Origin of the sequence: Acinetobacter sp. YH12144 (assembly GCF_013418345.1) — a bacterium.
GTDB lineage: Bacteria > Pseudomonadota > Gammaproteobacteria > Pseudomonadales > Moraxellaceae > Acinetobacter > Acinetobacter amyesii.
Map to the genome: position 1 here is coordinate 34,665 of NZ_VPCD01000018.1, position 14,445 is coordinate 49,109.

A 14,445-nucleotide genomic window follows, 5' to 3' on the forward strand; every position below is an offset into this window, starting at 1 on the left:
AATCATTCATACGTCAAACTAAGTCGTTCTCGACAGTTACAAGGTCATCAATCTAAGCTGTTACTGTGCATTTGAATCGACTTGTACGAGGCCAAAGGTATTGTGGTCTGGGTCTAAGAAATAGCCTTGCCAGCATTGTCCAGCTATCGCAAATTTTTCCATGGCAATTTGACCACCTTGCGCCAAAATTCTCTCAGCGATTTGGTCGAAATCTTCAACTTCAAAACTACAGGTAAAGGCATTGGTGCCACAATGCGTTGGTGGTGTCGCTGCAGGAGGTTCTAATAAGCCACCGTGAATTCCTTGCGTTTCAATTTGATAATATTGGATTGGTAACCCTTTGACTTCAGTAAAGGTCCAAGCAAAAACATATTGATAAAAACTGATTTCCCGAGCAGGATTTGAGGATTGGATTTCAAAATAACAGAGTTGATTCATTGGTATAAATACTTGTTTTTATAAAAATAAGCGAATCAGTATTCACTTTAGAATAGTTGAATCTTTAAATAGCTTAAAAAATACCAAGAACTAGGAATATTATTTTTTGTGGGTATCCTGTATATCAGTGCTTGTATGGAGAGTTAGGTTGATTCGACCTGCTTGGGGAAACGTGGAGCATATGTATGCCAAATAATCCGTTTGATGAAGAAAAACTTGCCAGTAGTATGGTATATAAAACGCTGCTTGAATCTACTTTAGCCATTCCATGGTGTATTGATTGGGACAGTAAAACATTCAGCTATATTGGACCGCAAATTGAAAAGTTGCTCGGTTGGAAGCAAAATACTTGGCGCACCGTTCAGGACTGGGCATCACGTATGCATGAGGAAGACCGTGATTTTGTGCTGAATTATTGTGTTTCGCAGTCGATGGCTGGTATAGATCATGAGGCAGATTATCGCGCACTTAAAGAGGATGGTTCATATCTTTGGATACGTGATGTTGTGCATGTCGTGCGTAAACCAAATGGTGATGTAGATTGCCTCGTAGGATTTATGTTTGATATTTCCGAACGTAAAAAACAAGAAGAACAGTTACAAAAATTGCAACGTCAGCTCGAAGAATATTCATATAAAGATGGCTTAACCGGTATTGCCAATCGACGTTTGTTTGATGACTTTTATCAACGCGAATGGTTGAACGCGATACGCACACAAAAGCCACTGAGTTTAATTCTGATCGATTTGGATTATTTTAAACAATACAACGACTTGAATGGTCATGTGATTGGGGATACATGTCTGCGTCAAATTGCGAAAAGTTTGGAATCTTGTTGTACACGACCTCGTGATTTAGTCGCGCGTTTTGGTGGTGAGGAATTTGCTTGGATTTTACCAGAAACCAATGAGGCAGCAGCAGCAGTGATGGCCGATAGAATTATGGAGGCCGTGCGTGCTGCACGATTACCGCATAAAGCTTCAGCGGTGTCTGAACTCGTCACACTCAGCATGGGGGTAAAAACCATTATTCCATCAGATCTAGATAATCGAATGCAATTTTTGGATCAGGTCGATAAAAACCTCTATGTAGCGAAAAGACAGGGGCGTAATCGCTATTGTGCTGCATAACATGGCTTTGCTGTTGTGACTTATTTTAAAGTTGCAGCAAGTTTTTAGTCAGTCGATATTTTATCGGCTGATTTTTTTGGGTGTAGAATATAAAAATTAAATGCTGAATACATAAGGCACAAAATAAAAGACCGACGATTCGAGTGATGATGAAATCGTCGGTCAAAAAATCGATTTCAAATTTAAGTGATGGCTGCTGTTCATACTTAAATTCAAAATGAAACTTATTGCTTTTAAAAAGGTCACCGAAACATTGTGGATGCCGTCCAAATCATCGGTTGCTACAGACCTTGTACCCTATATAACGTAGCCGTTTACAGATTGGTTGACATGAAAATGAAAAAAAATGCATTTTTTTTTATACTAGGTGTCAACTTCTTCTTGGGTTAGGGTCATGGTGTCTTTAACACGTTATTTTTTCTTGTTTTTTTTCATTTGTTTAATCATGACCTGTATTTGCGGTGTGATCGCAGCATTATTGCCACAGGGTGTGGGTGGTATTTTAACGGTCGTACCCTATCTGATTGCCATGATCGTGGTGTTATTTCGGTTTTTAAATAAAAATCAGAGAGCACCGACACAGGCAGAACGTAAAAAATTTACCCTAGGTTTTAGCCTGATTTTTTGGTTATATAATTTTGGTTTTGTACTTTTGGGTATCGCAATTTTTTCAAGAAAAGATCCTGAAATTTGGCAAAATTTAATGCTCTATGTTCAACATCCTCAGTTTATGAGTTTAATGGTGATCATGTTATTACTGATGGCTATCCCTTTGTATTTAATCACCTATTGGTTTTATGGTCCGCAAGCACAGCGGATGGCTTCTCAAAAGTTTGGCGCATAAAGCTTGATCATCTGGTGATCTTGTTCTATAGATAACAGTATTATTTCATATAGATAAGAACAAATTATGCATCAGCCCACAGTACTGCTGACGGGTGGCAGCGGTTTTATTGGCACACATCTCATCAAGGCACTTTTAGCTGCGGATTATAAAGTGATTGGGCTCAGTCGTAAGGCTGGGCGTATTTCTAAATCACCACATTTAACTTGGGTACAGCAGCTCGATCAAATTCCTCATGACAGAATTGATTATGTGATTAATCTTGCAGGTGAAAGTATCGGCAAAGGTCGCTGGACAGAGACGCGTAAACAGCAATTATTAGAAAGTCGGGTCAAAACCACAGAAGCGCTGTATCAATATTTACGTAAACGTAAAATTTTTCCGAAATGCATTATTTCAGGTTCGGCTGTTGGCTATTATGGTATTGATATTGAAGAACAATGGACAAAAGTGTGCGATGAAAATGCTGCACCACAAGCCATTTTTATGTCAGAGCTATGCCAAAGTTGGGAGCAAGTCACACGCCAATTTCCTGAACAAAATACCATTATCACACGACTAGGTGTGGTCTTGGCTGAAGGTGGCGGAATCTTACCGCAAATGCTGCGACCGATTCAGCTCAATTTGGTCAACAAAATAGGTTCCGGTCGGCAGCCTTTTGTGTGGATACATATACAAGATGTGATCCGAAGTATGCTGTTTTTAATGAAACAAGCAGAGAAAAAACATGCATTGCTTGAACCCACGCCAATCGATCCGCATATTTTTAATTTAGTTGCGCCTGAAAAATCGACACAGGCTCAATTTGCGCAGATTGCAGCACGTCAATTAGCGAAAAAGCCGTGGCTCAATGTGCCTGCAATTGTTTTTAAAATTTTATTGGGTGAGCAATCGCAATTAATTTTAAATGGTCAACTGGTTCAGCCAGCTGCTTTATTACAGCAAGGCTTTGAGTTTAAATTTCCGACGTTAAAAGAAGCCTTGCAGGATTTATTGGCTTAGTTGAATTTGACCTATTGACCATTATTCGACGCTTAACAATGCATCTTGAAACAGGCGAGTTGGACTATAGTTGTCTGCATTGAATGAAGGCGTTTCCCCAGTCATCAGTTCAGCCAATAACTGAGCTGAAGCAGGTCCCATACATAAACCATTTCTAAAATGCCCAAAATTTGCCCATAGATTGTCGAAATTTGGCATCTGCCCAATATACGGAATCCCTTCAGGGGAAGATGGACGCAGGCCAGCCCAAGATTTCACAATCGGAAAGTTGGCAAGCTCTGGCACCATGTCAAAGCATGATTCTTGAATATGCTGCAAGGTTGTATTTGTTGTCTGAGTATCAAAGCCACATTGGCGCATACTTGAGCCGCAAACCACATGACCGTCTTGGCGTGGAATCAAGTACATGACTTTATTCATGCACATGGTCGGCAACCAGTTCTGCGGGGTTTTAAAGAGAAGCATTTGTCCCTGTACGGGTTGTACGGGTATCTCAATGTCCAGTTGTTCACTCCACGCGGCTGACCAAGCGCCCGTGGCAATAACGAATTGATCTGCTGTATGTTGTGTACCATCTGCGGTGGTGATGGACTGGATACGATTGTCCGTACGGTTTAATTGGTGGATCAGGCAATGCTCATAAATCTGAACTTTAGGATGCTGCTGTAAATAAGCCGTTAAAGACTGCAAAAGTCGCGGATTACGGATGTTGGCTAATTGTGAAAAATAAATGCCATGTGCAAAGCGTGCTGAAATGTGAGGATTAATCTGCTCAATTTGCTCGGATTGCAAATAATCCGCCTGTTGCATCGGGTCTTGGTGCAAACGGGCATAATCTAAGCCGATTTCAAAATCATCTTCGTCAAAAATCAACATGCCAGTTTCATGAATTTCAAAATCAATCCCAGTCATAGGTTTTAATTTTTCATTCCATTTTTGGTAGCTCTGCTTGCCATAACGTGCGAGCGCATTGACTTCATTGGGATATCGCCAAGGATACATCGGGGAGAGGATGCCACCACCGGCCCATGATGCAGCGGAACCTGTGCGTTGTTGGTCGAAAATCGTCACCGTACAACCACGTTCAACCAATTCCAATGCGGTGAGTAAACCACTTACACCCGCCCCAATAATGGCAATATTCATGTTCTTTTAACCGATGAATGTATGAGTTTGATCTTAACTTCAGCAACGCCGAAGTTTTTCTTCCAAGACTGTTTTTTAAATTTTACAGATATAAAAAAGCCTTCCTGAACGTTACCATTTCAGAAAGGCTTTGCAGGTTATTTCATGTCTTTCAACATGAGTGCTGCATCTTCAGCAAAGTAAGTCCAGATCCCATCTGCACCTGCACGGCGGCAGCTCATAAGCGATTCGATAATCACGTTTTCAGACAGCCAACCATTTTGAATGGCACCTGCCAACATGGCGTATTCGCCACTCACTTGATAGACAAATGTTGGAACACCGAAATTATCTTTGACTTCACGGACAATATCTAAATACGGCATACCCGGTTTTACAATCACCATGTCGGCGCCTTCTTGGATATCCAGTGCGATTTCATGTAAAGCTTCTGCACGGTTACCGATGTCCATTTGATAGTTATATTTATTGCCACCTTTGAGGTTGCTTGAAGAACCTACCGCATCACGGAATGGCCCGTAAAAGCTAGACGCATATTTTGCAGAATAAGCCATGATGTTGGTATAGATATGGCCATTGGCTTCAAGGGCTTGGCGAATTGCACCGATACGACCATCCATCATGTCACTTGGTGCAACCACATCTGCACCCGCTTCGGCATGGCTGAGTGCTTGTTTAATTAAGCATTCAACGGTTTCATCATTCAGTACATAGCCGGTATCATCAATGATACCGTCTTGACCATGTGTGGTGTATGGGTCGAGCGCACCATCAGTGATGAGAACCATTTCTGGTAGTTCTTTTTTTAATAAGCGGATGGTGCTTTGGACTAAGCCATCTTCATGCCAAGCTGCTTCAGCCGTTAAGCTTTTATCTTCCTGTGGTGTAACTGGGAACAAAGCTAATTTTGAAACACCCAATTCGAGTAAACGTTCTGCCTTTCTTAGTAACAAGTCAGCAGATAGACGCTGTACGTTTGGCATGCTTGGAATGTCTTGAGTTTGTTGCTGGCCTGGCAACACAAATACTGGATAAATGAGATGATCAGTCGTCAGTTGAGTTTCACGCACCATGGCACGAAGCTGGTCATTTTTACGAATGCGACGCATGCGGGTAGCAGGAAAAGCTGGACGATTGAACGTATAGGTCATAACAATCTCATTGATCAGTATTAAACTTTGACTATTGTAGACGCATAATGAGGGTTTGGCGCACCCCGTATTATTTTTTTATTCAATGACAGCGATTCGAGTAGGCTATGACAGATGTAAATAAGAGTTGGACCGGTAATATTGACCTAAACTCGAAGATTGAAATCGATACTTTATTAAATAACATTGCTCAAGCATTTAACAGCTCCCCATTTTTTGTACACAATGCCATGAAAATGACGGTGATTGATGGTCAGATCGAAGCACGTGTCGACATGGCCAGTAATTTAATTGGAAATGTCGCATTCCAAATTTTACATGGTGGTGTAGCGGCAACCTTACTCGACAGTATCGGTGGTATCTCTGCAATGGCAGAATTGTATAAAAAGGCCACAGCTGAAGATCTAGTAGAAACGAGTAAAAAGGTATCTCGCTTAGCGACCGTCGATATGCGTGTGGATTATTTAGCGCCAGGACGTGGACAGTATTTCGTTGCACGAGCTGAAACCTTACGTTTAGGTCGTAAGGGCTGCACCATGCGTATGACCATGGTCAATGATGAAGGTAAAGCGATTGCAACAGCGATTGCATCGTATGCTTATTAAGCCATTTTTAAGTTAACACATTCAAAATAATGAAAAAATAAAGTCCAGTATTGGCAGCAGGGCATGATTTTATCCTGTTGCCGACGAAAAAAAGACTGACGAGTTACATTTTCTATTCTCAGGATATGATTTTTTAGCTTTAAAATGCCGGAAAATTGAAGAAGATAGACTTTCTCACGACACCATTATCTGACAGCAAAGTTGACATGCTTTGCAAAGCTCATGATGCCATGACCAAGTCTGCTAGATTTAGGACAAATCTATGACAGATACCGTTAGTAACCTGCCAGAAACCCCATCTACAAAGCAGCCCACCGATCAGGAATTAAAAGCACGCAGAAAAAAAGGCCTTGGTATAGTGGCTGTATTGATCGTGATTGCTTTGGTGATGTATTTGATTTGGTCAATATTTCTAAATCATTCCGTCAGTACCGATAATGCCTATGTCGGTGCAGAAACAGCGTCGATTACCTCGATGGTCACGGGGCAAGTGGCAGAGGTTTTGGTGAGTGATACGCAGCAAGTGAAAAAAGGCGATGTGCTTGTTCGCATTGATGCTCGTGATGCTGAAATTGCCTTAGCTCAGGCACAGGCTGAATTACTTAAAGCAAAACGCCAATACAAACAAACTGCGGCGAATAGTAGTTCTTTAAACTCGCAAATCTTTGTCAGTGATGATGCAATTCATAGTGCAAGCGCACAAGTGGCCAAAGCACAAGCCGATCTGAATAAAGCACAAGATGAATTACAACGTCGTCAACAATTGGCTGCTTCAGGTGCGATTTCTAAAGAAGAATTAAGCACAGCGCAGAGTGCTGTGAATACCGCTAAAGCCAGTTTTGATGTGGCACAAGCAGGACTCGCTCAAGCCAAATCTAGTCAAAAAGCGGCACAAAGTAATAAAGCGGCAAATGATGCATTAATTCAAGACAGCAATGAAAATTCAACCCCAGATGTTTTAATTGCACAAGCACGTCTACAACAAGCTCAGTTGGACTTAGAACGTACACAAATTAAAGCACCCTTTGATGGTGTAGTGACACGTCGCAATATTCAAGTTGGGCAACGCATTGCACCGGGAACGTCATTAATGATGGTGGTGCCTGTCTCTCAGTTATATGTCGATGCCAACTTTAAAGAAAGCCAATTGGCAGGGGTGCAAGCGGGTCAAAAAGTTGAACTGACATCTGATCTGTATGGTGACAAAGTTAAATTTAATGGCATAGTCACTGGTTTTTCTGGTGGCACAGGTTCAGCATTTGCCTTGATTCCAGCACAAAATGCCACAGGAAACTGGATTAAAGTGGTTCAGCGTTTACCTGTGAGGATTCGTTTGGATCCAAAAGAGTTGGCAGAACACCCACTACGTGTGGGGCTGTCTATGGAAGCGACGATTGACCTGAAATCGAAGTAATTGCCTATGAATCAGCAAATGCAAATGACTGACCTGAAAGGTGGTCGTCTGATTATCGCTGCCTTGGTCTTGGCATTGGCGAACTTTATGGTTGTGCTCGACATGACCATTGCCAATGTATCTGTGCCGCATATTACCGGTAGCCTTGCAGTATCGGCATCCCAAGGGACATGGGTCATTACCTCTTATGCCGTGGCAGAAGCGATTTGTGTGCCATTAACCGGTTGGCTCGCTGGACGCTTTGGTTCTGTACGGGTTTTTGTGATCAGCCTGTTTGGCTTTACGGTATTTTCGATACTGTGTGGTTTATCGACCAGTTTGGAAATGTTGGTGTTTTGCCGAATTGGGCAAGGTTTGTTTGGTGGCCCAATTATGCCACTGAGCCAAACGTTGTTAATGCGCATTTTCCCTCCTGAAAAGCAATCGCAAGCCATGGGCATGTGGGCAATGACCACTGTAGTTGGCCCCATTTTAGGTCCAATTTTGGGTGGTACGATCAGTGATAATTTATCTTGGCATTGGATTTTCTTTATCAATATTCCTGTCGGGATCGGTTGTGCTATCGCAGCGATGCGCTTACTGAAAACGGCTGAAACTCCAACACAGAAATTGAAAATTGACCGCGGTGGTTTACTGCTGTTGGTGTTGTGGATCGGTGCCTTGCAATTGATGTTGGACTTGGGTCATGAACGAGATTGGTTTAATCATCCATTTATCGTGGTACTGGCACTGACGGCATTTGTCGGGTTGATCGTTTTTACGATTTGGGAGCTGACTGAACGGCATCCTGTGGTGAATATACTGCTGTTTAAGTACCGAAGCTTTACCATTTCGGTCTTGGCTTTGGCCTTTGGTTTTGGTGCCTTCTTCGGCAGTATTGTCCTGATTCCGCAGTGGTTACAGATCAACTTGGGCTATACCGCAACGTGGGCAGGCTATCTCACTGCAACGATGGGCGTCGGTAGTCTGACCATGTCGCCAATTGTTGCGAAGCTTGCAACCAAATACGATCAACGTGCTTTAGCGAGTTTTGGTTTAAGTATCTTGGGCGGTGTAACTCTTATGCGCGCCTTTTGGACCACGGATGCAGACTTTATGGCTTTGGCTTTACCGCAAATATTACAAGGTTTTGCCGTGCCATTTTTCTTTATTCCTTTGTCCAATATGGCCTTGGCATCGGTACTGCCACAAGACATGGCATCTGCAGCAGGATTGATGAACTTCTTAAGAACCATGGCAGGGGCTATTGGCGCATCGATTGCTGTTACCATTTGGGATGATCAAACCAAAGTCGCACGCAGTGAAATGGTCAGTAATTTACATGCTACTGAGGTACAAAATACCTTGGTGAATCATGGAATGAGTTCAGAAGCTGCTTTGGGATATATCTCCAGTTTGGTGGATAAAGAAGCCTTAACGCTTTCAGCCAATCATGTGTTTTTAGTACTGGCGGGTATATTTATATTCGCTGCATTGATCATTTGGCTCTGTCCACGACCTAAAGCAGGTGTGGGTGGTGGTCATGCACACTAAATAACATCAAGCATAAAAAAACCGCTCATTCGAGCGGTTTTTTATTGCATACGGCGTTGATTGAAAAAAATCAAAGATCCGAGCGCGCCCGTTTGAGTGCAGATTGCCACTGAGCCAAATGAAATTCACGTTGATCAGCATTCATTTTTGGTTCAAAAGCACGTTCTAATTGCCATGAAGCGGCAATTTCATCAAGATTTGAAAACACACCCGCTTTGAGTCCAGCCATCGCGGCAGCACCCCATGCAGTTGATTCTAAAAGTTTAGGACGCAGTACAGGCACATTTAAGATATCGGCCTGAAATTGCATCAGCATATCATTGCTACTGGCACCGCCATCGACCCGGAGTTCTTTAAGTGGACTAGACAGGTCTGACTGCATGGCGGTCAATACATCCGACACTTGAAAGGCAATGGCCTCTAAGGCGGCTCGAGCAATGTGGGATTTATTTGTACCACGTGACATTCCACATAGGAGGGCGCGGGCATCACTGTCCCAATGCGGAGCACCTAGTCCAGTAAAGGCTGGAACCAAAACCACGCCATCGGTATGCTCCACTTGGCACGCGAGTTTTTCAACATCACTGCTTTTTTGAATAATCCCTAAACCGTCTCTTAGCCATTGCACGATTGCGCCAGCCATAAACACACTACCTTCAAGTGCATAATGGGTTTGACCTTGAGCTTGCCATGCAAGTGTTGAGAGTAATTTATTATGGCTATATTGAACTTCGGTGCCGGTATTAAAGAGCATGAAACAGCCTGTACCATAGGTGTTTTTTGCTGTTCCTGCTTCAAAGCATGACTGTCCAAATAGCGCAGATTGCTGATCACCTAAAATGCCGGTAATGGGAATGTTTGCGCCAAGTAAACCTGTAGCGGTATCTGCAATATATTCATCTGAACTGATGATTTTAGGAAGGACCGAAAGGGGAATATCAAATAATTCTAAGAGTTCTTCATCCCAAGCTTGTTGCTGCAAGTTCATTAGCATGGTTCGTGAGGCATTGCTTGCTTCAATCACATGCTCTGCACCTTGTGTCAGGTTCCACACCAACCAACTGTCAATCGTGCCGAAAGCCACATGACCTTGCTCTGCGAGTTCACGTAGACCTTGGGTGTGTTCTAATAACCAGACCAATTTCCCAGCACTAAAATAGGGGTCGATACGTAAACCGGTCTTTTTGTGAATGAGGTCATTGAGGTTTTGTTGAGTTAGTTGCCCACACCACTCGGTTGCACGGCGGTCTTGCCAGACAATTGCAGGAGCGAGCGGTTGACCTGTGCGTTTATCCCACACGACGGTGGTTTCACGTTGGTTGGTTAAACCTATGGCTTTAATGTCTTTGGCGAGGATACGGGCAGAAGCGAGCGCTTGCTGTACGACGGCAATTTGGGTACTCCAAATTTCCTGAGCATCTTGCTCCACCCAACCCGAATGTGGGGTTTGAATATGGGTTTCCCGTTGAGCTGTAGCTTGAACTTGTCCATGTTCGTTAAAAATGATCGCACGACTTGAAGTCGTTCCTTGATCGAGTGCCAATAAATAGCTCATATATTTTTCTTTTGCGGTCTTGAAAAATAAAATATTAACGCAATTATGTAATTAAGCGCAGATCAATGTGTAATTGTTTCGAAATTGCATCGCAATTTTTTGCAGTTATGCTATGATGACGCTACTTTGGGGATGTTTCTGGCTTCGACGCTGGTGATGAAACTCATAGATGCATGTCGAGAGCGCATTTTCTCTCGTAAATCAAATTTGCATATTTTAGTCGCAAACGACGAAACTTACGCTCTAGCTGCCTAAGGGCAGCTTGTCCGCATCCCTGAATACTTGTGGTTAGGGGTCCCGACTGAAGCGAACGCACACAAGTCCGTATAAGATCAAGCCTTGGGGTCTTATACTAAATCTTAAAGGATCGCGATTTGTACCCTGTTCGTCGGGTCACAAAGAGCTAAATCAATAGACGATATCTAAGCATGTAGTATTCTCGAGCGTAGTGCTGGCGGACGCGGGTTCAACTCCCGCCATCTCCACCAAAATTCTAAAAAGTCGAACCTTCGGGTTCGGCTTTTTTTATGATTAATTAAAAACATTTTTTGGTACAACAATGACTCAAGTCCAGCTTCAAGAACTGCAAAAACAACTCTGGAATATTGCCAATACTTTGCGCGGTAAAATGGGGGCAGATGAATTCCGTGATTACATTTTGGGCTTGATCTTCTACAAATATTTGTCTGAAAAAATTCAAAATAATGCCAACGACATTTTGGCGCCTGATCAAATTAAGTTTGCAGAATTGGTTGAAGATACTGAAATTAATCAAGCATATTTGAGTGCTGTTCGTGAAGAATGTCTTGCCAGTATGGGCTATTTCTTAGCGCCACAAGAATTGTTCCATAGTATGGCAACATTGGCTCGAGCAAAAAAATACATTTTGGATGATGTAATTAAAACCCTTAAGGCAATTGAGCAAAGTACGCTGCGTACAGATGCGGCAGATGATTTTTCGCATTTGTTTGAAGACATGGATTTAAGTTCGACTAAGTTGGGAAATACGCCTGATGACCGCAATGAGCTGATTAGCCGTGTAATCGTACATTTAGACGATATTAATTTTGATCTGTCGAATACTGAGTCTGATATTTTAGGCGATGCTTATGAGTTTCTCATTGGTGAATTTGCTTCAGGTGCTGGTAAAAAAGCAGGTGAGTTTTATACACCGCAAATGGTTTCGACTTTGCTTGCAAAACTTGTCACCTTAGGTAAAGAACGTCTACGCAGTGTATATGACCCGACTTGTGGTTCAGGATCTTTATTGCTACGTGTAAAGCGTGAAGTCGGCGATGTGGATGCGATTTACGGTCAAGAAATGAATCGTACGACCTATAACTTGGCACGTATGAACATGATTTTGCATGATGTGCATTACTCAAAGTTTGAAATTAAGCAGGAAGATACTTTAAAACGCCCACAGCATATGGAATTGAAATTTGATGCGATTGTAGCGAATCCACCATTTTCGGCAAAGTGGTCTGCGAGTGAGTCATACTTAAGCGATCCGCGTTTCCGTGATTTTGGCAAATTAGCTCCAAGTTCTAAGGCAGATATGGCGTTTTTACAGCACATGCTTTATCAGTTAGATGAAAATGGGACTTTGGCGATTGTACTGCCGCATGGGGTTTTGTTCCGTGGTTCGAGTGAAGGGCATATTCGTAAGCATTTAATCGAAAAGTTAAATGTGATTGATACGATTATTGGCTTGCCTGCCAATATTTTCTATGGCACGACTATTCCAACCTGTGTGTTGGTGTTGAAGAAAAACCGTGAGCATAGCGACAATATTTTATTTATTGATGCGAGTAACGAGTTTGATAAGCAAAAGAATCAAAACAAGCTTTTGCCAGAGCATTTAGACAATATTATTGGTGCATTTGAAAACCGTCAAAATATTGAAAAATATGCATATGTAGCGAGTCTGCAAGAAGTTGCTGACAATGATTACAATTTGAATATTCCACGTTATGTGGATACTTTTGAAGCCGAAGCTGAAATTGATTTAGATGCAATAGCGAAACAACTTCAAGCCTTAGAAGTGGAAAGTCAAAAGACTGATGCGGTGATTGCGAGTTTCTGTAAAGAGTTAGGCATTGATTCACCTTTTTCGGAGGTGAAGTAATGGCTTCGCCTAAGTTACGGTTTAAAGAATTTGATGGAAATTGGCTAGCAGCCACGTTAGAAAATTTAGCAGAAGTGGAGCGTGGTAAATTTTCTGTACGCCCGAGGAATGATCCAAGGTATTTTGGTGGCGAGATGCCATTTGTACAAACAGGGGATGTAACAGGCTCTGATGTTTATTTGAAAGGATATAGTCAAACTTTGAATACAGATGGTATTCGAGTAAGTAAGGTATTTCCTGCTGATACGATTTTAATTACGATTGCCGCAAATATTGGTGATACTACAATTACCAAATATCCAGTTGCTTGTCCTGATAGTGTTGTTGCCATTCAACCAAAACGAGAAAAAGCAAACACAATTTTCTTAAAGAATATTATTGACCTTCAAAAAGACAATTTAGATTCTCAAGCAACTCAAAATGCTCAAAAAAATATTAATCTTCAGGTCTTAAAGCCTTTAGAGTTAATTGTTCCATCCAAAGAAGAACAAACTAAAATCGCTTCTTTTCTTTCCGTCGTGGATGAAAGGATTGGTCAACTGAGCCAAAAACATGAACTACTGAGCCAATATAAACAAGGCATGATGCAAAAGCTGTTTAGCCAGCAGATTCGTTTTAAAGCGGATGATGGGAGTGAGTTTGGGAGGTGGGAGGAAAAGATTCTTGCAGAAATTGGAGTCTTTAAAAATGGTCTCAATAAAGATAAAGAATCATTTGGTTTTGGTTTCCCTTTCATTAATTTGATGGATGTATTTGGAAACAAAGTTGTTGAAACGGATAAATTAGGTCTAGTTGATGCTAATCAAAAAGACCTAGAGAATTATGATCTTAAAAAAGGTGATGTATTGTTTATACGCTCATCTGTAAAAGCTGAAGGTGTAGGACAAACTGCATTGGTTATGCATGATTTACCCAATACTGTTTACAGCGGATTTTTAATTAGATTTAGAGAGAGTTATGGCTTAGATTTAGGTTTTAAAAAGTACTGTTTTATGAATAATGATTTTAGATTGCAATTGCTTGCTAAAAGTACAACAAGTGCTAATACAAATATCAATCAAGAGTCTTTATCTAGTTTATCAATTAAAATCCCTTGCCTAGAAGAACAAACCAAAATCGCCAATTTCCTGTCTGCCATTGACCAAAAAATTGAAACTGTTGCACAGCAAATTGAACAAGCCAAACAGTGGAAAAAAGGCTTGTTACAGCAAATGTTTGTCTGATTGTTTATATTGCTTCATAAAATTCCTGCATTTATTCAAATGTGGGAATTTTTTATTTAACTGGTGTTACGCAGGAACATCAGAAGCGCAATTTGATTCAAATAAAAGTACGATACGCGGTAAGGTCATCCGCAAGTGTTTGAGACAGGACTACATCTATTCAAAAAGGTTTTTGCGATACTTTGAATAAGTAGACGCTAGTGAACGAGTTTTGTCGGTGAGGTGCATTGCACCGCAAGATGGTTTCCTTGCGAAGCACGCTTCTCGTTTTGCCGA

The 14,445-nt window shown here is 41.7% G+C and carries 11 protein-coding genes, 1 other RNA gene and 2 pseudogenes; 10 read left to right on the forward strand and 4 right to left on the reverse strand.

Translation table 11 applies throughout. The features are described from left to right. Positions 1-60 precede the first annotated feature (60 nt). Positions 61-438: a VOC family protein gene (locus FTU79_RS12430; protein WP_180050372.1), complete on the reverse strand. Its 378-nt coding sequence runs from the start codon at positions 436-438 to the stop codon at positions 61-63. Between the two features lie 185 nt (positions 439-623). Between FTU79_RS12430 and FTU79_RS12435 the strand changes: the two genes are divergently transcribed. From FTU79_RS12435 to FTU79_RS12445, 3 genes are all read left to right on the forward strand, one after another. Then, entirely contained in the window at positions 624-1,568 is a 945-nt protein-coding gene (locus FTU79_RS12435) for a GGDEF domain-containing protein (RefSeq protein WP_180050375.1), read from the forward strand. Positions 1,569-1,962: 394 nt separating this feature from the next. Further along, the gene (locus FTU79_RS12440) at positions 1,963-2,412 is read left to right on the forward strand and encodes an ABZJ_00895 family protein (protein ID WP_168379056.1); all 450 of its coding nucleotides are present in this window, start codon (positions 1,963-1,965) and stop codon (positions 2,410-2,412) included. Between the two features lie 66 nt (positions 2,413-2,478). Next, positions 2,479-3,414 (forward strand): TIGR01777 family oxidoreductase, encoded by a 936-nt coding sequence (locus tag FTU79_RS12445; protein ID WP_168379055.1) that lies wholly within the window; start codon positions 2,479-2,481, stop codon positions 3,412-3,414. Positions 3,415-3,435: 21 nt separating this feature from the next. Here FTU79_RS12445 and thiO read toward each other — a convergent pair whose 3' ends face one another. Next, the gene (thiO, locus tag FTU79_RS12450) at positions 3,436-4,560 is read right to left on the reverse strand and encodes a glycine oxidase ThiO (RefSeq protein ID WP_180050378.1); all 1,125 of its coding nucleotides are present in this window, start codon (positions 4,558-4,560) and stop codon (positions 3,436-3,438) included. Between the two features lie 137 nt (positions 4,561-4,697). Next, positions 4,698-5,711, reverse strand: a complete 1,014-nt coding sequence (gene hemB, locus FTU79_RS12455; protein ID WP_111885258.1) for a porphobilinogen synthase — start codon at positions 5,709-5,711, stop codon at positions 4,698-4,700. Between the two features lie 107 nt (positions 5,712-5,818). Between hemB and FTU79_RS12460 the strand changes: the two genes are divergently transcribed. The 3 genes from FTU79_RS12460 (at position 5,819) to FTU79_RS12470 (ending at position 9,263) form a co-directional block, all read left to right on the forward strand. Continuing rightward, positions 5,819-6,316 (forward strand): thioesterase family protein, encoded by a 498-nt coding sequence (locus FTU79_RS12460; RefSeq protein WP_180026566.1) that lies wholly within the window; start codon positions 5,819-5,821, stop codon positions 6,314-6,316. A 262-nt stretch (positions 6,317-6,578) separates the two neighbouring features. After that, positions 6,579-7,730, forward strand: coding sequence for an efflux RND transporter periplasmic adaptor subunit (locus FTU79_RS12465; RefSeq protein WP_180026567.1), 1,152 nt, complete (start codon positions 6,579-6,581; stop codon positions 7,728-7,730). A 6-nt stretch (positions 7,731-7,736) separates the two neighbouring features. Then, positions 7,737-9,263 carry a DHA2 family efflux MFS transporter permease subunit gene (locus FTU79_RS12470; protein WP_180050381.1) on the forward strand — a complete coding sequence of 509 codons (1,527 nt, stop codon included), beginning with the start codon at positions 7,737-7,739 and terminating at the stop codon, positions 9,261-9,263. 70 nt (positions 9,264-9,333) lie between these two features. Here the strand turns inward: FTU79_RS12470 and glpK are convergent, their stop codons facing one another. Continuing rightward, positions 9,334-10,818, reverse strand: a complete 1,485-nt coding sequence (gene glpK, locus FTU79_RS12475; RefSeq protein ID WP_180010036.1) for a glycerol kinase GlpK — start codon at positions 10,816-10,818, stop codon at positions 9,334-9,336. Between the two features lie 128 nt (positions 10,819-10,946). On the opposite strand from glpK, the gene ssrA reads away from it, so the two are divergent. The 4 genes and pseudogenes from ssrA to FTU79_RS16750 form a co-directional block, all read left to right on the forward strand. Then, positions 10,947-11,306, forward strand: a transfer-messenger RNA (tmRNA) gene (gene ssrA, locus FTU79_RS12480). Positions 11,307-11,377: 71 nt separating this feature from the next. Beyond that, entirely contained in the window at positions 11,378-12,946 is a 1,569-nt protein-coding gene (locus FTU79_RS12485; protein ID WP_180050384.1) for a type I restriction-modification system subunit M, read from the forward strand. After that, positions 12,946-13,425, forward strand: a pseudogene (locus tag FTU79_RS16745) (restriction endonuclease subunit S); the annotation flags it as partial. The gene FTU79_RS12485 and the pseudogene FTU79_RS16745, both read left to right, overlap by 1 nt. Then, positions 13,426-14,169, forward strand: a pseudogene (locus FTU79_RS16750) (restriction endonuclease subunit S); the annotation flags it as partial. Positions 14,170-14,445 lie beyond the last annotated feature (276 nt).

Coding starts and splice junctions, on each gene's coding strand:
- FTU79_RS12430 (WP_180050372.1), bottom strand. CDS start 438: ATGAATCAACTCTGTTATTTTGAAATCCAATCCTCAAATCCTGCTCGG.
- FTU79_RS12435 (WP_180050375.1), top strand. CDS start 624: ATGCCAAATAATCCGTTTGATGAAGAAAAACTTGCCAGTAGTATGGTA.
- FTU79_RS12440 (WP_168379056.1), top strand. CDS start 1,963: ATGGTGTCTTTAACACGTTATTTTTTCTTGTTTTTTTTCATTTGTTTA.
- FTU79_RS12445 (WP_168379055.1), top strand. CDS start 2,479: ATGCATCAGCCCACAGTACTGCTGACGGGTGGCAGCGGTTTTATTGGC.
- thiO (WP_180050378.1), bottom strand. CDS start 4,560: ATGAATATTGCCATTATTGGGGCGGGTGTAAGTGGTTTACTCACCGCA.
- hemB (WP_111885258.1), bottom strand. CDS start 5,711: ATGACCTATACGTTCAATCGTCCAGCTTTTCCTGCTACCCGCATGCGT.
- FTU79_RS12460 (WP_180026566.1), top strand. CDS start 5,819: ATGACAGATGTAAATAAGAGTTGGACCGGTAATATTGACCTAAACTCG.
- FTU79_RS12465 (WP_180026567.1), top strand. CDS start 6,579: ATGACAGATACCGTTAGTAACCTGCCAGAAACCCCATCTACAAAGCAG.
- FTU79_RS12470 (WP_180050381.1), top strand. CDS start 7,737: ATGAATCAGCAAATGCAAATGACTGACCTGAAAGGTGGTCGTCTGATT.
- glpK (WP_180010036.1), bottom strand. CDS start 10,818: ATGAGCTATTTATTGGCACTCGATCAAGGAACGACTTCAAGTCGTGCG.
- FTU79_RS12485 (WP_180050384.1), top strand. CDS start 11,378: ATGACTCAAGTCCAGCTTCAAGAACTGCAAAAACAACTCTGGAATATT.